The sequence below is a fragment of the Achromobacter sp. UBA5777 genome, from assembly GCF_002418565.1.
GTDB classification, from domain to species: Bacteria; Pseudomonadota; Gammaproteobacteria; order Burkholderiales; family Burkholderiaceae_B; genus Achromobacter; species Achromobacter animicus.
Genome location: NZ_DIEJ01000106.1, coordinates 1 through 18995 on the forward strand (window position 1 = coordinate 1; position 18995 = coordinate 18995).

Annotated in this window: 14 protein-coding genes and 1 pseudogene; 7 read left to right on the top strand and 8 right to left on the bottom strand. The window is 59.2% G+C overall.

The window, feature by feature from the left end; all coding sequences use genetic code 11:
• Window positions 1-175 precede the first annotated feature (175 nt).
• From B3446_RS07595 to B3446_RS07605, 3 genes are read right to left on the bottom strand one after another with little or no spacing between them, the layout of a single operon-like run.
• A complete protein-coding gene (locus B3446_RS07595; protein WP_291379369.1) occupies window positions 176-1237 on the bottom strand; it encodes a LysR substrate-binding domain-containing protein in 1062 nt (353 codons plus the stop codon).
• A gap of 29 nt (window positions 1238-1266) precedes the next feature.
• Window positions 1267-1698: a RidA family protein gene (locus B3446_RS07600; protein ID WP_175122587.1), complete on the bottom strand. Its 432-nt coding sequence runs from the start codon at window positions 1696-1698 to the stop codon at window positions 1267-1269.
• A gap of 23 nt (window positions 1699-1721) precedes the next feature.
• Window positions 1722-3179, bottom strand: coding sequence for a 2-hydroxymuconic semialdehyde dehydrogenase (locus B3446_RS07605; protein WP_291379372.1), 1458 nt, complete (start codon window positions 3177-3179; stop codon window positions 1722-1724).
• A gap of 154 nt (window positions 3180-3333) precedes the next feature.
• Here B3446_RS07605 and B3446_RS07610 point away from each other — a divergent pair, with 154 nt between their 5' ends.
• Complete coding sequence (locus tag B3446_RS07610; RefSeq protein ID WP_105240524.1) at window positions 3334-3819, top strand: MarR family winged helix-turn-helix transcriptional regulator; 486 nt, start codon at window positions 3334-3336, stop codon at window positions 3817-3819.
• A gap of 291 nt (window positions 3820-4110) precedes the next feature.
• Here B3446_RS07610 and B3446_RS07615 read toward each other — a convergent pair.
• The 3 genes and pseudogenes from B3446_RS07615 to groES form a co-directional block, all read right to left on the bottom strand.
• Window positions 4111-5004 (bottom strand): annotated as a pseudogene (locus B3446_RS07615) (YihY/virulence factor BrkB family protein); the annotation flags it as partial.
• 242 nt (window positions 5005-5246) lie between these two features.
• Window positions 5247-6887: a chaperonin GroEL gene (groL, locus tag B3446_RS07620; RefSeq protein WP_175122591.1), complete on the bottom strand. Its 1641-nt coding sequence runs from the start codon at window positions 6885-6887 to the stop codon at window positions 5247-5249.
• A gap of 39 nt (window positions 6888-6926) precedes the next feature.
• Entirely contained in the window at window positions 6927-7214 is a 288-nt protein-coding gene (gene groES / locus B3446_RS07625) for a co-chaperone GroES (RefSeq protein ID WP_006221616.1), read from the bottom strand.
• A 360-nt stretch (window positions 7215-7574) separates the two neighbouring features.
• On the opposite strand from groES, the gene B3446_RS28555 reads away from it, so the two are divergent.
• From B3446_RS28555 to B3446_RS28565, 6 genes are all read left to right on the top strand, one after another.
• Entirely contained in the window at window positions 7575-8009 is a 435-nt protein-coding gene (locus B3446_RS28555; protein ID WP_409558257.1) for a helix-turn-helix domain-containing protein, read from the top strand.
• A gap of 253 nt (window positions 8010-8262) precedes the next feature.
• A complete protein-coding gene (locus tag B3446_RS07630) occupies window positions 8263-8832 on the top strand; it encodes a TnsA endonuclease N-terminal domain-containing protein (protein ID WP_291379409.1) in 570 nt (189 codons plus the stop codon).
• 772 nt (window positions 8833-9604) lie between these two features.
• The gene (locus B3446_RS07635; RefSeq protein ID WP_409558258.1) at window positions 9605-10810 is read left to right on the top strand and encodes a Mu transposase C-terminal domain-containing protein; all 1206 of its coding nucleotides are present in this window, start codon (window positions 9605-9607) and stop codon (window positions 10808-10810) included.
• On the top strand, window positions 10807-11694 hold the full coding sequence (locus B3446_RS07640) for a TniB family NTP-binding protein (RefSeq protein ID WP_291379411.1): 888 nt from the start codon (window positions 10807-10809) through the stop codon (window positions 11692-11694). Before B3446_RS07635 ends, B3446_RS07640 begins: the two co-directional genes overlap by 4 nt.
• 19 nt (window positions 11695-11713) lie before the next feature.
• A complete protein-coding gene (locus B3446_RS28560; protein WP_409558261.1) occupies window positions 11714-12643 on the top strand; it encodes a TniQ family protein in 930 nt (309 codons plus the stop codon).
• The gene (locus tag B3446_RS28565; protein WP_409558259.1) at window positions 12636-13568 is read left to right on the top strand and encodes a TniQ family protein; all 933 of its coding nucleotides are present in this window, start codon (window positions 12636-12638) and stop codon (window positions 13566-13568) included. The genes B3446_RS28560 and B3446_RS28565 overlap by 8 nt, the downstream gene beginning before the upstream one ends.
• Before the next feature lie 718 nt (window positions 13569-14286).
• Here the strand turns inward: B3446_RS28565 and B3446_RS07645 are convergent.
• Window positions 14287-16269 (bottom strand): UvrD-helicase domain-containing protein, encoded by a 1983-nt coding sequence (locus B3446_RS07645; RefSeq protein ID WP_291379412.1) that lies wholly within the window; start codon window positions 16267-16269, stop codon window positions 14287-14289.
• Window positions 16269-18566: an AAA family ATPase gene (locus B3446_RS07650; RefSeq protein ID WP_291379414.1), complete on the bottom strand. Its 2298-nt coding sequence runs from the start codon at window positions 18564-18566 to the stop codon at window positions 16269-16271. The genes B3446_RS07645 and B3446_RS07650 overlap by 1 nt, the downstream gene beginning before the upstream one ends.
• Between the last annotated feature and the right edge of the window lie 429 nt (window positions 18567-18995).

Sequence of the window (18995 nt, forward strand, 5' to 3'; positions counted from 1 at the left end):
GACGCTTCGCGTGTGGCTGCGATTAGGAATGCGTCGGTGTCGCATACGTAGGTGTCACACATACGTAGGTGTCTGACACCCCAGCGTTGACGCATCGCATTGAGCCGGCGTCTCCCCGGTGTCTGACACTGGCCTACGAAGCTCGGTCGCCATCAGCCATCGCACGGCTCCGGTCTTAGATAGCGCTCGACGGATCTTCCGTCGTCGCCAGCCGCTGCGCCGTAATCTGCTTTAAATAATCCACCAGCCGCTGACAAGCAGGCGTCAGCGGCCGATCCGCTCTGATTGAATACCCGACGTCGCCAAACGCGCCAAACACATTCGTAGGCAGGCGGGCCAAAATGCCCATCGAAAGAAACTGCGCGGCGGCGTCGTAAGGAATGAGCGCCAGCGCGTCGCTATGCATCAGCACGCCGATATTGGTCAAGAGAGACAGCGACTCAACATGCCGCGCAGGCAAACGCAATCCCGCATCGAAGAACGTGCGCTCTATCGACGCGCGCAGCGGCGACGTTGGCGCGGGCAGGATCCAGATGTGATCCATCAAATCCGCCAAGGCCACATCAGTGGCGCCAGCCATCGGATGACGCGCGCCGACGACCAGGCACAAATCTTCGTGATAGAGCTTGTGATGATCGACAGCGACGCCGGAGATCGAAGCCATATCCGCGCCGGGCAGACGGCCGACGACGATATCCACGTCGCCGGTGGCGAGCGCGGGCAGCAACTGCGCTGAGGGGCCTTCGCGGACAGTGACCTGGATACCGGGGTGTTCGGTCATGAGGCGGGCGATGGATTCGGGCAGGAGCTTGGCGGAGGCGGCAATCAAGGTGCCGACGACGACGTGGCCGCTGGCGCCGCCCAGGACGGCGTCGATGTCGTCGGCCATGTAGCGCACTTCGGCCATCATGGCGTGTACGCGCCGGCCGAGGACGAGGGCGAGTTCGGTGGGGGTGACGCCGCGGTTGGAGCGTTCGAACAAGGTCGATCCGAAGAACGCTTCGAGGTCGTGGATGGCCTTGGTGACGGTGGGTTGCGTCAGGTGCAGTTCGCTGGCGGCGCGCGATAGGGAGCGGCGCGCCAGGACGCGTTCGAAGATCTGGAGCTGATGCAGCTTGAGCTTGTGGCTCAGCGCGTTGGGCGTTATGCGGAAGTTCGACATCCGTGCGGCCGCCCTGGCGCTTGGCCGCGGACGATGGTCCTGTTCCCTGGGTGAGTCCGACATGCCGCCGCCCATGGTGCGCTGTCCGGATCGCCGGGGATCGGCTAGCGGGCGGCGGGCTTGTAGGCGACGGCTTTTATTTCGATCAGCAAATGCGGGTGCGGCAACTGGTGCACCGCAACCGTGGTGCGCGCCGGACCGTCGGCGTCGAAGAACTCGCCGTAGGTCTGATTGTATCCACCGAAGTCGTTCATGTTGACGAGGAAAGTACTGATCTCGACGACATCGGCAAGCGTGGCGCCGGCGGTGGCGAGAATGTCGCGGATGTTCTCGATGACGGCGCGGGTCTGCTCGCGGATGTCTAGCGTGGTGGTGCCCATGGCGTCGACCTCGGCGCCGGCGATGCGGTTGTCGGGCAGGCGCGAGCTGGTGCCGGAGACGTACAGGAAGTCGCCGGCGCGTTTGATGTGGGGATACTTGCCGCGGGGCGTGGCCTTGCCGGGGACGACGGTGGCGGTGGGGGTGGGCTGGTTCATCTTGCGGTCCTTTAAATGAGGTGTCAGAGCTTGATGCAGACGTTGGTCGGTTCGGTGTAGAAGTGCAGCGAGTGGCGTCCGCCTTCACGGCCGATGCCGGACAGGCCGCTGCCGCCGAACGGTGTGCGCAGGTCACGCAGGAACCAGCAGTTCACCCATGCAAGGCCGACGTTCATGGCTTGCGCGACACGGTGGCCGCGCGTGAGGTTCTGGGTCCAGACGGCGGCGGCCAGGCCGTAGCGGGTGTCGTTGGCCAGGCGGATGGCTTCGTCCTCGGTGTCGAAGGGGGCGATGTGGCAGACGGGGCCGAAGACTTCTTCCTTGATGCAGCGGGCGTCTTCGGACAGGCCGGTCCAGATGGTGGGCTGCACGTAGGCGCCTTCATCGCGGGCGTCGCCGAAGACGGGCACGCCGCCGCCGGTGACGACAGTTGCGCCTTCCTCGCGGGCGAGGGCGAAGTAGGACAGCACTTTTTCGCGGTGCTCGCGCGAGACGAGCGGTCCCATTTCGGTGTCGGGGTCCAGCGGCCAGCCGATGCGCATGGCGCGCGCGCGTTCGGCCAGCGCGGCGACGAAGCGGTCGTAGATGGGGCGCTCGACGTACACGCGCTCGGTGCACAGGCAGACCTGGCCGCAATTGGCGAAGACGGAGCGCGTGACGCCGTCTACCGCCGCGTCGAAGTCGGCGTCGGCGAAGACCAGTGCGGCGTTCTTGCCGCCCAGTTCGAAGGACACCGGTTTCACGCCGGGCGCCACGGCGCGCATGATGGCCGCGCCGGTGGAGGATTCGCCGGTGAAGGTGATGCCGTCGATGTCGGGATGCGTGGTCATGAATTCGCCGGCGGAGTTCGGGCCAAAGCCATGCGTCAGGTTCAAAACGCCGGGCGGCAGGCCGGCGTCGTGCGCGACTTCGGCGAGCAGGGTGGCGGTGGACGGCGTGACTTCGGACGGCTTCATGATGACGGTGTTGCCGAACGCCAGCGCGGGCGCGACTTTCCAGGTCAGCAGCAAGAGCGGCAAGTTCCAGGGCGAAATGACGCCGACCACGCCGAGCGGCTTGCGGTAGGCGTAGTTCAACGCTTGGCGGCCGTCAGGCGTGTCGGTCATGTAGCTTTCCATGTCCAGCGTGCGCGCCAGTTCCGCGAAGGTGCGGAAATTGGCCGCGCCGCGCGGGATGTCGATCTTGCCGGCCCAGCCGATGGGCTTGCCGGTGTCGCCGATCTCGGCCTGCAGGAAGTCGTCGAACCGGCGCTCGATGCCGTCGGCCAGCGCCAGCAGGTAGTCAGTGCGCGCCGCCACGGGCAGCGCGGCCCAGGCGGGCAGGGCGCGCCGCGCCGCGATGACGGCGCGGTCGACCTGGTCGCGGCTGGCTTCATGCACCTGCGCGATCAGTTGCCCGTCCACCGGACTGTGTTTGTCAAAGGTGGACGCGCCGTCTTCGAAGCGGCCGTCCAGGTAGTTGCGCAGTTGGCGAGTCGGCATCGGCGTCGTTCCCGTTGGAGTCAGATGGGGTGGTTCATATAAATACGTATACGTACTATATTGGCGGATATTAGGCAGTGGGCGGATCCAAGTCAATGCGCATTTGCGAGAACGGCTGCGCCTACAATCGCCAGGCACATTCCATGGACGCCAGATGACCGCCGCTTCCCGCTCCGCCCGACCGGCTTCCGCCCGGACCCTGAAGGAATTCGACCTGACGCATGTGGCGTCGCACTTGCTGCGCCGTGCGCATTTCCGGGCCGAGGCGCTTTTCACGCAGGCGTTTCCGGACGAGGATCTGACGCCGCGCCAGAAGGCGTTGCTGGTCACGGTTTATCAGAATCCCGGCGCGACGCAGAACCGCATCGCCGAGCTGATCGCTTTGGATCGGAATTCGTTCGCGGAAATGATCGCGCGGATGACGAAGAAGGGGTACGTGCGCCGGACGCGGTCGGCGGAAGATGGACGCGCTTATGCGCTGGAGATCACGCCGGAAGGCGCGGCGCTGCTCGCGCGCATCCTGCCGCGAGACGCGGAGGTGGAGGCGCAGGTGCTGGCGCCAATCCCGGAGGAATTGCGGCCGGTGTTCCTGCAGTGTTTGCGCTTGATGGCGGGATTGGAAACCGCGCCCACGCCTTGATGTGCAAGCCGCAGGTATCGCCGCGGGTCAGCTCTCGCTTTTGGGCACTGGCGCGGGCGGGGGCGTTTGAGAAGACGCTTGCGAGGGCGCTTTTGGATATGTCGGCGCAGGCGCTTGAGGATGCGACTGCGGGGGCATTTGCGATGACGCGTGCGAAGGCGCTCGTGGATATGTCGGCGCAGGTGCTTGAGGATGCGTCTGCGGAGACATTTGTGAAGACGCTGGCGGGACCGGGTGTGCGCTTGCCGGTGCAGGCGCCTGCGGCGACGTTTGCGGCGGCATTTGCGCTGCCGCCTGCCGCGGCCGTTCTACCTTTCCAAATCGCAACGCAAACTGGCGCGTGAAAACCGCGCCAAAGAAGAAGATCTGCGCGGAATACCAGATCCACAGCAGCAGCGCGATCAGCGAGCCCGCCGCGCCGTACGCGGACACCGCGGCGCCGCGGCTCAAGTACAGCCCGATGCCCCACTTGCCGAGCAGGAACAGGGCGGCCGTTACCACGGCGCCCGGAATGACATCCGGCCACGAAATCCTGGCACTGGGCAGCAGCTTGAAGATCACGGCAAACAGCGCCGCCACCACGGAAAACGAAAACAGGTTTGACGCCCACTCCGCCACAATCGAGAAGGTCGAATTGGCCCAGAGCGACCCATAAATGCCGCGCGCAGCAGCAAGCGCCGCATTCACGGTCAACGACACCAGCAAGAAAAGCGCCAGCACCAGCACCAGGCCGAACGACAGCAGGCGGCTTCGCACCAGGCCCTTGATGCCGCTCTTCTGATTGGCCTGCACTTCCCACAGCTCATCCAGGCTAGCCTGCAATTCAGCAAAGGCGGTGGTCGCGCTGAAAATCAGCACGCCGATCGACACCATGGCCGCAATCCAGCCGCTGCCGGATTCGTGCGCGCTGGCAAGTACCGTCTGGATCACCTCGGCGCCGCGCTCGCCGATCAGGTCGCGCAACTGCGCAAACAGCTCGGAACGCACGGCCTCTTCGCCAAAGAACGCGCCCGCCACCGCAATCACCAGCAGCAGCATCGGGGCCAGCGAAAACACCATGTACAGCGCCAGCGCGGCGCCCTTGCTGGACGCGCGATGGCTGGACCATTGCTTGGCTGAGTCCATCAGCAAACCGCCGATCTGTGAGGGTCGCAGTACTTGCAGAACGGTTCTGGGCAGTCGCATGGCGCAATGTCTCGGTAGGGCGAGCCTTCATTGTAGGGACGCGTACAAGCCCCAGATACGGCCAGATTGTTGGCAAACGTTTTCAAACGCCGGGATATTTGCCGCTACTGAAACAACACGCAAAGTATCGGGCGCCATTTCGGTGCGCAAAAAAGAAAAACCCCCGGGGCGAAGGACCGGGGGTTTTTCGGATACTGCATTCCCCGGCCGAAGCCGGGGAGGCCTTGCAGGAACAGCGGGACTTAGAAGTCCATGCCGCCCATGCCGCCCATGCCGCCGGGCATGGCCGGAGCAGCGGGCTTGTCTTCAGCCAGTTCAACAACGGCGGCTTCGGCCGTCAGCAGCAGGCTGGCGACGGAGGCAGCGTTTTGCAGGGCGGTGCGGGTCACCTTGGTGGGATCCAGCACGCCTTGCTCGACCAGGTCGGTGTACTCGCCGGTCGCGGCGTTGTAGCCGTAGTTGCCCTTGCCGCCCAGCACGTTGCTGACCACGACGCTGGCTTCTTCGCCGGCGTTCGTGACGATGGTGCGCAGGGGCTCTTCCACAGCGCGCAGGATCAGTTTGATGCCGGCGTTCTGGTCAGGCGTGTCGCCCTTCAGGTCAGCGATGGCTTGCTTGGCGCGCAGCAGCGCAACGCCGCCACCAGCCACAACGCCTTCTTCCACTGCAGCGCGGGTGGCGTGCAGGGCGTCTTCGACGCGAGCCTTCTTTTCCTTCATTTCGACTTCGGTGGCAGCGCCAACGCGAATCACGGCAACGCCGCCGGCCAGCTTGGCCACGCGTTCTTGCAGCTTTTCACGGTCGTAGTCGGACGTGGCTTCTTCGATCTGCACGCGCACTTGCTTGACGCGGGCTTCGATGGACTTGCTGTCGCCAGCGCCGTCGATGATCGTGGTGTTTTCCTTGCCCACTTCGATGCGCTTGGCTTGGCCCAGTTCAGCCAGACCGGCCTTTTCCAGCGACATGCCGGTTTCTTCGGAGATCACCGTGCCGCCCGTCAGGATGGCGATGTCTTCCAGCATGGCCTTGCGGCGGTCGCCGAAGCCCGGGGCCTTGACGGCGGTGGTCTTCAGGATGCCACGGATGTTGTTCACAACCAGGGTGGCCAGCGCTTCGCCTTCGACGTCTTCCGCGATGATCAGCAGGGGACGGCTCGACTTGGCAACTTGTTCCAGCACGGGCAGCAGGTCGCGGATGTTGCTGATCTTCTTGTCGAAGATCAGGACGAACGGGTCGTCCAGGACGGCAACTTGCTTGTCCGGGTTGTTGATGAAGTAGGGCGACAGGTAGCCGCGGTCGAATTGCATGCCTTCGACGACGTCCAGCTCGTTTTCCAGCGACTTGCCGTCTTCGACGGTGATGACGCCTTCCTTGCCGACCTTGTCCATCGCGTCAGCGATGATCTGGCCGATGGAGGTGTCGCTGTTGGCCGAGATGGAACCGACTTGGGCGATTTCCTTGCTGGTCGTGACCGGCTTGGATTGCTTTTGCAGTTCGGCGACGGCGGCGGCGACAGCCTTGTCGATGCCGCGCTTGAGGTCGATCGGGTTGAAACCGGCGGCAACGTACTTCAGGCCTTCCTGAACGATGGCCTGGGCCAGCACGGTGGCGGTCGTGGTGCCGTCACCGGCGTTGTCGGAGGTCTTGGACGCGACGTCCTTGACGAGTTGGGCGCCGATGTTTTCGAACTTGTCCTTCAGTTCGATTTCCTTGGCGACGGACACGCCGTCCTTGGTCACGGTCGGGGCGCCGAACGAGCGCTCCAGCACGACGTTGCGACCCTTGGGGCCCAGGGTGGTCTTGACAGCGTTGGCGAGAACGTTCACGCCACGGACGATGCGCACGCGAGCGTCATCACCGAACAATACTTGCTTGGCAGCCATTTCTTAGCTTCCTTCGAAAATTCGTTTGAGGCGGGAGATTTACTGAACCACGGCGAGGATTTCGTCCTCGCGGATGACGAGCAGTTCTTCGCCATCAACCTTCACGGACTGGCCGGCGTACTTGCCGAACAGAACCTTGTCACCAGCCTTCAGGTCGACCGGCAGGATCTTGCCGTCTTCGGTCTTCTTGCCGGGGCCGACGGCCACGACTTCACCCTGGTCGGGCTTTTCAGCGGCGCTGTCGGGGATGACGATACCCGAGGCAGTCTTGCGCTCGTTTTCGAGGCGTTTGACGATCACGCGATCGCCCAGGGGACGCAAGGCCATGAGGAACTCCTGTTAACTAAATGAAAGAGGTGGTCGGTTGCCCGGGAGGCGTTAGCACTCACCGGAGTCGAGTGCTAATTATAGGGATGATGTTCTGAGGTTCAAGGGGGGGCGGGGCGCTGTTACATATTTGGGGGCCCGGTGTCGAATTCCATTGAGTTTGGAATTTGTGTCATCCAGTTTGGAACTTTCGCATCGTCTGTGATGAGCGCACACCACAATAGCAGCGCCGTTGGCGTCTGTGTCCCCAAATACGAATATGTATTAATTTAACGCAAGCCGTTGAAAAATAAGGACTTATTGCGCAAGGGGGTTGGTTGGGATAGAGTTCAAACATCCCAACCCTGAACTTTTCTCGCCATGCTCTATGAGACCTTCGGATCCAAGCTTCGTCGGATGCGAGCTGCACGAGGCCTGACGACCAAACGGCTAGCCGACCTGGCAGGCGTGACTCCGTCCTACCTAACGCAGATCCAGAAAGGCAATCGGGAGCCCCCGGATGACTTGGTCGCACGCTTGGCGCGGGTGATGGACTTAGAGAGCCAAGAGGCGTCTGAGCTCGCACGCGTGCTCACAAAGGAACGAATCCTCCGAGCGATTAACAGATCTGGTAACGAGACGGCGGCGGTCATGCTTGCCGCTGAGATTCTGAAGACCGACGACGGCGTGTGCTCCGAGTCTGAGTATGAAGCATTGCGCGTAATCTGTTCCCTGTACCTGGCAAGGACTAGGAGTTACGCCGGGCGGGACACGCAGTCGCCGCCGAAGCCAGATGACAGGAGAGTTGCCATGTAGAAAAGACAACGCCGATCCACATAGAGATAGACCGGCGTTGTGCTTCGGTTTGGAAACCAAAGACTGGACATCCCAAGTTTCCTTCCGCAGTGCAACCCAGTCAAGCAATTTTTCGATGAGCGACCGCTCGTCGGGGACAAGTGTTGCCTTCAGGAGGAAAAGCATGCTGCTAGAACGCGGTAGGAAAGTGGTCACCAGATCACCACACCGTAGAGTGGGGTACATCTCTTGCCCATGGCTTCAAGAAGATCAGGTGGAATATGAAAGCCTGCTGGAGCTGAACTTTGCGCGTATTGCGTTGCTCTGCCCTGGGTTAGTGTCGATTCGATCCCAGCCCTTTGTCATCGAATTGCCCGGTGGCGCTACGTACACGCCCGACTTTCGCCTGGACTTCGCCAGCAAGCTTGCTGTCATCGTCGAGGTGAAGCCGTCAAAGTTCGTTCGTCAGCATCAGGAAAAGTTGGACGCCGCGGCTGAACTGCTGCGAAGCCACGGATTCACTTACCTGATCGCGACCGAGGAGCAAATCTACAAAGACGGTCGCGATGCGAGGGCGTCCGTCTACATCCGCTACGCCAGGTCTCACTACGCCGACGATGTCGTGAGAGGTGCATTGGTCAAACTCCAGGCGCAAGTTTCTCCTGGTTCGCTTGACAAGCTAGCCCAATGCGTCGGCTGCCCACGAGAGCTCGTCTTGCATCTGATTGGGGTTCGGCGATTGACGGTCGGTCCGTCGCTGCTGCCCGATCAGATCTCCTTTCCCTCTGATCTTGAGGAGCTTCGCAATGGCGACTTTTGCCCTGCAAGTTGGCTTAACAATTAGGAAGGGCGGTCGGTGCTGGACGTTTGTTCGGGACTTGGGTGACAACACTATCCAGTTCGAGGACATTCATACTCGGGCTGTGACTACGTTCCAGGCGGCAGACCTCGTACGCGACATTATCGACGGCAAGTATGAGGTCTTGAGCCCCGCCCCATTTGCTCCAGCGCTCACGCATGAGCGCGCGTCAACGGGGTCAGGTGACGCGCTGGCTTCGCTAATCGGTAGGTTGACCGCCAGGCAAGGCCGAGAGATAGAACGACGTGAAAGATACGTTCGGGCCGTCACAAAAAGCGGTATCAAGCCTGCAGCACGGTTGGAAATCTCGAGTGTAGTGGCGTCAGTGGTGCAGAGATTCCCAGACGAAAATCCACCCTCTGCTTCGACGGTGATCCGTTGGCTGCGCTGCTTCAACAATTCTGAGGGGAACGTGCTGAGTCTTTTGTCTGGAAACGTTCGCCGGGCCAAAGCAATCCGATTGGACGAGATTACAAGAGAGATCGCATGGGAGGTACTGCGGCAGAGCTATTTTGTCTTTCGTGGAAAGGGAGTAACGGCGGCGTATACGAGGTACCTGGCGAGACTCACGCAAATTGAGCAGCAACGGGGGTGTCGCCAGATTGAGCCAATGAGTTTGTCGTCCTTTCGCCGGCTCGTTCAATCGGTGCCCCGCTACGAGGCAGACAGAGTTCGGATGGGTGCAACCGCAGCAAACAATAGGTGGCGCCACGCGGTTGGCGGAGTCTACGCCACGCGCCCATTAGAGCGCGTGGAGATGGACCACACTCTCCTTGACCTCTACGTGATTGATGATAGGCGAGGCATTCCATTGGGACGGCCGACATTGACGCTGGTCATAGACTCATTCTCGAAGTACATCTTGTCGGTGTTCATCAGCTTCGAGGGCGAGTCTCTTGGCAGGGTGTGCCAAAGCTTGAAGCTAGCTCTGAGACCGAAGGATGATCTTGTCCGCGCGGTAGGGGCAGAGCGCGAGTGGCTCACCCCAGGCCTGCCGGAAACTATCCTTGTGGACAATGGTCTGGCATTTCATTCACAGCAGTTTCGGCAAATTGCATGGGCATTGCGATGCGATCTTGAATTCGCAGCAGTCAGAAAGCCGTGGTTCAAACCTAACGTCGAACGTGCTTTAGGGACGATGATGAACACGCTGCCCATCGAAGGAATGCCAGAGAAAATCCGCGGCCTCGCGAAAAGAACGGATCCAAAAATTACGGCCTGCGTCATGTTCTCCGATCTATGCCAATGTCTTGTTCGTTGGGCAGTCGACGTCTATCCGGTCGCAATACCAGAGCGTTCGTTGCTTAGGCCGTACGACACCCTATCCGAATCGATGCAGACCATGCCGCCACCGCAGTTTGCCGGCGGACTTGAACATCTCGATCTGCTCACTGGTCTCTCTCGTGATCTGACGGTCGCACACCACGGGGTGGAAATGTTCCACATCAGCTACCGCAGTCCGGATCTCGCAGAAATGGCGCGATCTCAGCGCACCCCAAGGTTCAAAACCGAAATCAAGTTTGATCCGAATGACCTTGGCAGCATCTGGGTAAGAAATCCCACCTCAAGAAGCTGGCTAAAGGTGCCCAGCATGATCCCCGACTATGCAGACGGCCTTACCCTCAGCCAGCACCGTCTAATCAGGCATTACGCGAAGGAAAAATTACGGGGGGAGGGTGCATATGCCGAATGGCAAAGAGTGCAGCAGGAGTTTGAGGATATGGTGGACAACGCCGTCAAACGTGGCAAACGCCTGATTCGCGACATGCGCAAGTACGCGCTGCTTCAGGGCCTTTCTTCGGTGAAGCCTCTTGCGGAACAGAAGATGAATATTTCGCCGCCTCCAGAGAAAGAAATAGAGCTTCAGATCTTCACCGACGATGAAATAAAGGTACTTCCAGAGGAAATCCCGATCTTCAAGGGTTTCATGCCGGATGAGTTCAACCTTGGGGGTGTCCGATGAATAGGTACGGAGCAGCCGCGATCAGTGCGAGCAACGCATTTTCGGAAGTCATCGTCCCACATCCTGCTTTTGAGAACGTTTTGCAGTATGTGCTGAATGCGATCGAAATTGGAAATCAGGTTGGCGTCTTCACCGGAGTGAGAGTGACCGCTCCATCAGGCGCAGGGAAAACGTTGTTGATGTCCCATCTTGCAGACATATTGCGCCAGGGGCTTAGTGACAGTAGCAACGTTCCGTTGATCAGCGCGAGCCTAAAAGAAGAGCCCTCTGTTTCCCAGCTCCAAACTGGATTGCTCAATAATTTCTCGTATGCCATGGCCAGTTCTATGCAGCGAGATAGAGGGCGCGCCAACAACAATGATGTCAACCAGATTCTTGTGAGCGCCATCAGGCACCATGGTGTCAAGGTGATAGTGCTTGACGAGTTCCAGCATGTCTATCACACATCGGGCACAAAGGTCTTCACACCCATCATAGATTGGCTAAAGCGGCTCATCAACGCGACAGGGGTACCAGTGGTGTTGCTGGGCACCGAGATGATGGATAACTTGGGAACGATCGATCCTCAATTGACCTCAAGGATTCCGGTGGCAGTCAAGCTGGCGCATTTTCGACTTGGGCCGGAGTGGCTCGGATTTCTGAAGGGCCTGGCAGACACCTGCAAGGCAACAGACCTTACTTCGTCGTACAAGAACAAAGAATGGGCAGGAGCAATTTTCCGGGTCACGTCGGGATCTCCTCGCCTATTGAAATCGCTTCTTGTGCAAGCGATTCTCCTTGCCGTCGAGCGAGAAGAACTGAACTTGTCAGCGGGAATTTTGCGTCAAGCCTATTCGCTCCAGACGGGGGCTTCGGACGAGGAGAATCCTTTTGCTTCTCTTTGACCACATACTTGGCCGGCCTTTGCCTGTCCAAGACGAAATAGGCGACAACGAGTCTGGCAACGGATATGCCCTACGAATGCTGACAGTGAACGGATTGCAGTTCTCTGATTTGGCGAGGGCTGCCGCTTCCGTTGGTCACACCTATATGCCTGCTACTGCGGCGCCTTATTTATCCTATGCGTTCGGAGCGTCACTCAGTCGGCTTCAAAGGGCGATCCCCAGAAGCTACTCGTTGAAAGGACGGCGCAGATCGGCCTTCCTTGGGCACGACTTCAGTCGGACCTATCAGTTGCGCTACACGCGGCCTCAGGTGTGTCCCTCGTGCCTGGCAAGGCCTGATGCCCGGCTACAAGCTATCTGGGAGATTTCCCTCTATACATCATGCGTTGAGCACGAGTGCCTGCTGCTCGATCTGTGCGTCTGCGGCCGGGGCATTTCGTGGAGGAGGGCAGGCCTGTTTGAATGCTCCTGCGGCGCGGATCTGCGAGCGCTATGTTGTGAAAGTGCAGGTCCCGGCTCTCTAGCGATCTCAACCTTGATTGCGGCGCGTGTCATGCGCGGAGTGCCTGAGCAAAAGAGCGCTGGTCGGCGAGGGCTTCTGAACGCCCTCAGTTTGGACACATTGCTTCGACTTGTGAGGGCACTGGGGATCTCTGAGAGCGCATCAGGCGATGACCTTGTACCAGGGCGATTGACACGCCTTTTGAGTGCTTCCGAGGCTGTGTCCACAGTGGGAAGAGCGTGGGACCGTCTGGGCGATAGAAATGCACCTATCTTCGCTGAGCTCCCACCTGCCTGGCAGATAGAGGAGCTGCTCGGAGGTGCGAATTCAGGTGATCTTAGGGTATTGCAGGCGTTGCTTGGTGAAGAGGAACCGACGGTCAGTCGTTGGCTGAAGCAGCATCGATGGGTTCAGTTGGATCTGCTTGAGAGAGACGTTAATGGTTGAGCAAATCCCTTCACTGTTGTTCTTACCGCAGCCAGAATTGTATGAGTCGACCTCTTCATGGCTGGCGAGGGTCGCGTGCATGCATGGAGCGCCAGTATCGAAAATCCTTGATGACCTCGATTTGTCGCGCAATCGGGATTGGGACATAGGCATCGGTTTAAGGAGTGCAGCTCGGTTGGCGCAAGGTACCAACCTACCGCCAGCGACGCTTCAAGGCTTTGTCTCGCGCTTTGACGCTTTCCGGCGGAATCGCTGGCTTAGGAGATGGTTGCGTCTGAATGAGCGGGGGACTGCCCGCAGCGGATTCTGCCCGAATTGCTTGCGCCAGGATGTTGTGCCCTACCTTAGATTTGAATGGCGAATGCGCTATTGGATGATTTGTCCAACGCACGGAAACCGTATCCTCACTATTTGCCCGGCGTGTCAGTTCAGCGACCCTGTCGCTGTGGATGATCAACACAGTGCGGTGCCTTTTGCGGGGTGCGGAAAGTGTGGTGCTGACCTCCGCTTTGTGGGGCTCGCGGCGTTGAAATGCGATACGGCAGCGCAACTCGCGCAGCTGCAAGTGGCTGTGACGGCCGCGATCTTGCAAGAGGGGTTTTCCTTGGTGGGGATTGAGGAGAGGATCCCACTCGCAATGCTCCCCAGCCTGTTGGCAGCAGGGATTGAACCTAGGGATCGAAATGAGAGGCAGCCCTTGAGTCGTGTTGATCCTCGGCTCTTGGACGACGCTAGACGAAGCATCGGTCAGGTCAATGCGCTTGGCAGGCTTTACGCCTCCGCAGACGTTGTGGCCTCCCGTGGCAATACGCGGGGACGGCGCGTTTGGAATGGAGATATCGGGAGACTGTGCGAGATCGCGTTGAAGCAACGCTTTCGATGGCCATTGGCCGTGGTTGAGCTTGATGCTCACCAGCGGCAGTAGGAGTTTTGGGTTCTGCTGGGGAGCGGCAGTCCGGGAGGTGCCGCCTTCACCATACCTGCGGGCGTCTATGCGCAGGGCACGACGCGTGGATGTTGGGCGTCGCGTGAACAGGTGGAAGGGCCTACTTGTAACGGGAAAAGCGAAAGCCCCAATAATGGGGCTCCGTAGTCTGGAAGTCATTACCCGCTCCGGGCGGAACCACGCTCGTGGGGCTAACGCTATTGCCTCGTCGGAGGCGCACCAGCTATTGCGTGTGGATAATTATCGCGTGAAAGTGCCTTCGCAAGCAAACGCAAGAAGGCCGCCAAGCAAATTTGTGGAAAGACTACTCCGACATGCCTGGCGCCGCTGACTTGGTACAAGCTGCCATTTTCGGCCAGGAGCTGCCGATCAGGATTTATTCTTGCTCGACTGCTTCACGCTGTTCTGAGTCAATTAATGCCATATCTCTGCTCTTTGGCCTTGTCGTTGGCTAGGGACAGATAGTTGGCCGACCTATAGAGCGCACCTTTGACTTTTCGAAATCCTTAGTGGCCTCGTCGATGCGCTTGATCGGTTCCTCGAACGCGTCAAAGCAAGTCGCCAGTTGCGGTTACACGAGGTGTTGAAGTCTTCCTCCAATCGGGCCGGCCTCCAGAAACGTAGAAAACCGCAGCGAGCCCCGTTTGCTAGTGGCTTTTCTTACGGGCGGTTGTCATTCGGCACACGGAGTAGACTTTCAATCTGGAATCGCCTGCACCTCACCTGGCTTGAACCACTTGCTCCTCTCGGCATACGCTAGCGCCTGGGCCGCATCGCTGGCCCAAAGCACCAGAGCCAGGCTCTCCTTTGCTCGGCTGCAGGTCACGTAGATGAGCCGGAGCGTCCTGTCTATCGACGTCTCTTTGCCTTCATCCGCGTTTTTGACGTCTGAATCACCGAGAGGTGCGCCGAACAGGCGGTCGTAGGCAAACAAGGAACCTGCGGCATCCTCATCGTCCATGACCACCATTACATGGTCGAACTCCGATCCTTTGACAACTTGGTGGGTCGCTAGATGCGAGTTGCCGCCCAAGTACATTTTGAACCGGCGAAGCTGGCTCCACGGAGAGGCGAAGAGAGCATGCCAACCCCGAGCCAACCTGTTTTCAGTGGTTTCTGGCTGTCGCGACTTTGGCGCCGACGGAGGAGGGTTCGTGTCGTTGAATGCAACTACCAGGCGCTTGTCGGGCTCGAACAGGCCGCCCCGGAGAATCGGCGCGAGCACCTCACGTACAGTCGCAGTGGGATTGACGCAGACTTTAGCGAACTCCTCAACTGCTCGCTGATAGGCTTTGAGTTGCCGCAATCGCGCGTCACCGTCTTCAGGCAGCTGCTTGAGCCGGCCGTAGCGGTGGAGCACTTCTGTAACGGCAAAGTCGGACGCCCCTCCATCGTCGACGCAGTCGGCGAGGTCCGTCATCTCCCTCAATAACATCTGAACTGCCGTAGGCCCAGTGGCCTCGCTATTCGCGTCAGGTCGAACTGAGTCTGGATCAAGCAATGAGAGCGCTTCAAACGCCTCGAGAAATCCACCACGCCGTGCGACCAGCGCATGCTCCAGAGCCAGAATCTTGTGTCCAAGGCTACCCGGCTGCCACTCAGAAACACCTGTCACAGCCTGCATTACCGACTCGCAAAGCCCTTCACGACGCAGCTTGTCTTCAGGCGTAGAAGTCGTGTTCCCGATAAAAATGCGCACGATCCCGGCCGACTTCTCAACGCGCGGATGTTGATGAACTGCCTTCTTGGCCTGGGTTCGGCCACCCAAATCAGAATCCCAGATTTCATTGATGAGGTCGACGATGCGCCGCTGGCTTCTATGGTTCATCTCCAGCTTCGGGGTTGCCCACGTCGGCGGGACAGTGTTCGGAAGATCTGCATGCCCATCCAAATAGATGCGCTGGCGATGGTCACCAAGTAATCCCAACATCAAGCTTGAAGGGGCCTCCGCAACGACCTCCAACAGCGAATCGAGGATGCTTTTCATCGTGTCTTGAGATTCATCGATGAGGATGACGGGATGCTGATCGCGAAGGATGCTACGAAGTGTCGGCTTTTGTTTAAGCAGCCAGGAGGCCACCGCCAAGACCTGAGAGTGGCTCAACGCCCCGTCGCCATAGCGCTTACGATCCGGGCTATAGGTGAACTGTAGGGTCGCGGTTAGAGCGATTGCCTTGGCTTCAAGCTCTGCAATCGTCACCTTGTCCTTGTCGGTCGCACCGTTCTTTCGACCAGCTGCGGCTACGCGTGCCTTTTCCAACGCCAGAGCGTTCAACGCTAGCAGCGCTTCACGAATGTCGTCATCGAAACCTGCAATCAGATCCCAGCAAAAGGAATGGATGGTCGCAACCTGTGTCAGGTCGTTGTTGCCCAGTCGGCCGGTGATGATCAATGCGGCGTTCTTCGTATACGTGATGACACGAATCGTCTGCGCTCGCGCCCTCAGTTCTCGCGCAAACCTGACTGCCGGGTCATCAGGCCCAAGCTGTAATTGATCTTGTGAAGCGCTTTGCCCGATGCCGGTGAGCTTGCGAAGGACCGCCACCAACGTCCGTGTCTTGCCGGACCCGGCCCCAGCAAAGAGAAAAAAGCTCCGCGGCGGTGTGCTCGTGGCGTAGCCGACGATTTCGTCAGCTACGCCCGCGTCGCGTTCATTCGGATCAACCTTGGGCTCAGCCATCAGATGTTCCCCTTCTTCGAGGATGCCAGCTCCTTTTCTAGCCACGTCAGCGAATCGGCGATATACGCCGGACAGTTCAGCTTGTCGCCCAGGCTGATGCGCTCAAACATGGTCGCGGCGAACTCAGCCTTGGCGAATTTTTTCCGCAGCATGGCGTGCAGTGCCCTATTGAGCCCCTCGGCGTCCGGTTGAGCGACGACAATTTCCACGACCACACGCAAGGCGCCAACTAATTTCGGCGGCGCAACTTCACCTTCAACTTCCTTCTTCCCCTTCTTTGGATCAATGCCTTTGAACCAATCAATATTGGTCAGGATCAGCGAGTCCTCAAACGAGCTTGGCCAGGAACCTCCCTTTTGAACCGGGACCTGCCATGCAAATCTGACCCGCCCTCCGCTTCCATTGGCCCAGACTTGGTCTGCTTCGGCTGGTTCCGCCAACAGATGTAGCTCTTTCTTCTTGGGGTGCCAACCGTTGAGGGTGTCGTTTCCACACTCCAGCACCTTCGGGTCGACGATTGCAGCGGCCTTGCGTACGAGTTTGCCTTCCGCGTCCTGCGTCAGCTCCACGGGGTCTATGTCGGTGATGACCACCGTGGGAATTCCAAGCCTCTCGACGAGCGGACGCAGTCGATGTGCGTGGCGACCACCAAGATCGAGGAAGGAGATGTAGCGCTTGTCGAGCTCGTGGAAATCGCGCTCGATAAAAAGGGGTACAAGCATCCGCTCTGCCGCACCCTCCACAAAGATCGCGGCGTCGGCGAATAGCAGGTCGGTGTGCTGCACTCGGAAATACCTTTCCGCAAAAGTCTTCGTCTCCTTGTCGCTCCCAAAGGCAGTGGCCAAATCGATGACATCGGAACAAGGCATCGCACCCACCGCCACCGGAATTCGCCGCACATAGCGCAGCCGGTCGAAGTTCTCGGCGTGTGCCAAATGACTAGCATGGGTGCTGATAATCAGTTGACTGCTTAGATGTGCATGCTCGGGGGCAGTAGGACTGATAAGCTCCGCTGCACGCCGCGGGAAAATGCGTTGCACTTGGACATGCAGGTGGGCCTCGGGTTCTTCCACCAGCACGAGATGCACGGCTGCGGGACTACCTTCAGGCGGCTTGAGCCTGGCATCTCTGAACGAGACCAATTGGTAGCTCAGCGACTGGAGGTTCTGGTAGCCCAGCCCGATTGAATATTCGGGAAGGTAGACGTCAGCATGTTGACCGTCAAGGCGGTACTGCACAGCCGTGCTGTGGTCGAGCAGGTCACCGGCCTGAATTCGAGTTCTGAAGTGAATCTCCTGCGGATCATGAAGCGTTGGATACCCGAGCTTCTTCACATCCTCGATGGAAGGTGTTAGAGCAGCTTGGATGCGAGCATCAAGCTCAAGTTGCGCCTTGGCCATTGCTCCAATGAGCTCTGGGTGGTGGCCTTGCCCAGTGGTCGCGACGCCCAGATGTTGACGGGCGTACTTCAAGAGTTGGTTGGAAAATAGGCCAACTCTGTGGGTGCCCGAGGTTGATCGCGCCTCTGCTTCCTCCGTCCCCAGCCCCCGCTGCGCTGCAACAAAATCTACCCGCAGCAGCTTCGAGAGCTTTGCGCGGTCAATCGGCGCTGCCTGAGACGACAGGGGCTGCGGCGCACCTGCGGGTGGGTTCGCGAGCGGCCCTTTAGCGGGGTCCAGCTTGTAAACCAGGACGCTGCCAAGGTCAGCTGCGTGACGAAGCCAATAGTCGACAAGGTCAACGGGCCACGCATGAGCCTCTTTGTTGAGGTTTTTCACGGGCTGCCGAGCCTCACGGTAGCGCCAAGCCAGTCGCTGCAGCCCTTCTACCGAGGAGGCAGGTTCAAGGCGAAGGCGAACACCCACAGCGCCACCGGTCCAGTTCAAAGAAGTAATGAAGGGTGCGACAAGGTTGTAGGACCCGATCTGCGCATCGAACCACAAGTCCAGCGTAGGCATGCAGGCCCAAAGCGCTGCCAACTGCCCCTCCCACTTGGCTACTTCACCTGCAGCAGACGCCGGGTCTTCAGTCAGCTTCTCCCATTCTTCTCCGAGCGCTCTCAACGCTGGCCACTGATCCAGGCTGATGTCAAAGGCACCGAAGACCTGCCCTGGAGCGAGAAAGTTGCGAATGGCTATTAGGGTAGACGTCTTGCCGCTGTTGTTTGCGCCTACCAGTACCGTCGTCTTCTTGTCGATCTTAACCAGGGCTCGTGTCAGTCGTCGAAATCGGCTCAGCTCGACGCAGGCCAGGGTGACAGTGGGAGTTGCAGAAGATTTTTGAGCTGGTGCGCTCATCGACGTTCCTTGAAGAATCTAATTCGTGGGGTGGCGCACTCGGGCAGTGCGTTGCTTCCAGGCAATTGGGCTACTGGCCTCACGGAGGGACAACTAGTGAAGGGACTGCGTGTGAATGAGCGCGCAAAACACGCAGTCGCTGTGGTCTGTTCCGCTGAAGGAGGGAAATTGAGGGTGCGTGCGGTCTATCGTTCGCGTTACTGAACCCCAGCAACTCAACTACCAGGTTTGGCTTCAGCCCGACTGAGGCACGCAACGAAATCTTGCGGCTCGGTGACTGCACGACTCCTCCTTGCTCTAGGCCCTGCGCTTTGTGCAGCATTGAGATAGCATAATTTGAAACATTATATGTCTTTATGTATATGAAATGAGAATGCGATGTTGCCGATCTACGTAGAGCATGCCCTTTGCCCTTCATCGAGCCATCTG

What these genes read in the sequence shown, in the direction of transcription:
- B3446_RS07605 (WP_291379372.1), bottom strand. Translation starts at nt 3,179, where the DNA reads ATGCCGACTCGCCAACTGCGCAACTACCTGGACGGCCGCTTCGAAGAC.
- B3446_RS28555 (WP_409558257.1), top strand. Translation starts at nt 7,575, where the DNA reads ATGCTCTATGAGACCTTCGGATCCAAGCTTCGTCGGATGCGAGCTGCA.
- groES (WP_006221616.1), bottom strand. Translation starts at nt 7,214, where the DNA reads ATGGCCTTGCGTCCCCTGGGCGATCGCGTGATCGTCAAACGCCTCGAA.
- B3446_RS07635 (WP_409558258.1), top strand. Translation starts at nt 9,605, where the DNA reads ATGGACCACACTCTCCTTGACCTCTACGTGATTGATGATAGGCGAGGC.
- B3446_RS07645 (WP_291379412.1), bottom strand. Translation starts at nt 16,269, where the DNA reads ATGGCTGAGCCCAAGGTTGATCCGAATGAACGCGACGCGGGCGTAGCT.
- B3446_RS07640 (WP_291379411.1), top strand. Translation starts at nt 10,807, where the DNA reads ATGAATAGGTACGGAGCAGCCGCGATCAGTGCGAGCAACGCATTTTCG.
- B3446_RS07610 (WP_105240524.1), top strand. Translation starts at nt 3,334, where the DNA reads ATGACCGCCGCTTCCCGCTCCGCCCGACCGGCTTCCGCCCGGACCCTG.
- B3446_RS28565 (WP_409558259.1), top strand. Translation starts at nt 12,636, where the DNA reads ATGGTTGAGCAAATCCCTTCACTGTTGTTCTTACCGCAGCCAGAATTG.
- groL (WP_175122591.1), bottom strand. Translation starts at nt 6,887, where the DNA reads ATGGCTGCCAAGCAAGTATTGTTCGGTGATGACGCTCGCGTGCGCATC.
- B3446_RS07650 (WP_291379414.1), bottom strand. Translation starts at nt 18,566, where the DNA reads ATGAGCGCACCAGCTCAAAAATCTTCTGCAACTCCCACTGTCACCCTG.
- B3446_RS07600 (WP_175122587.1), bottom strand. Translation starts at nt 1,698, where the DNA reads ATGAACCAGCCCACCCCCACCGCCACCGTCGTCCCCGGCAAGGCCACG.
- B3446_RS07595 (WP_291379369.1), bottom strand. Translation starts at nt 1,237, where the DNA reads ATGGGCGGCGGCATGTCGGACTCACCCAGGGAACAGGACCATCGTCCG.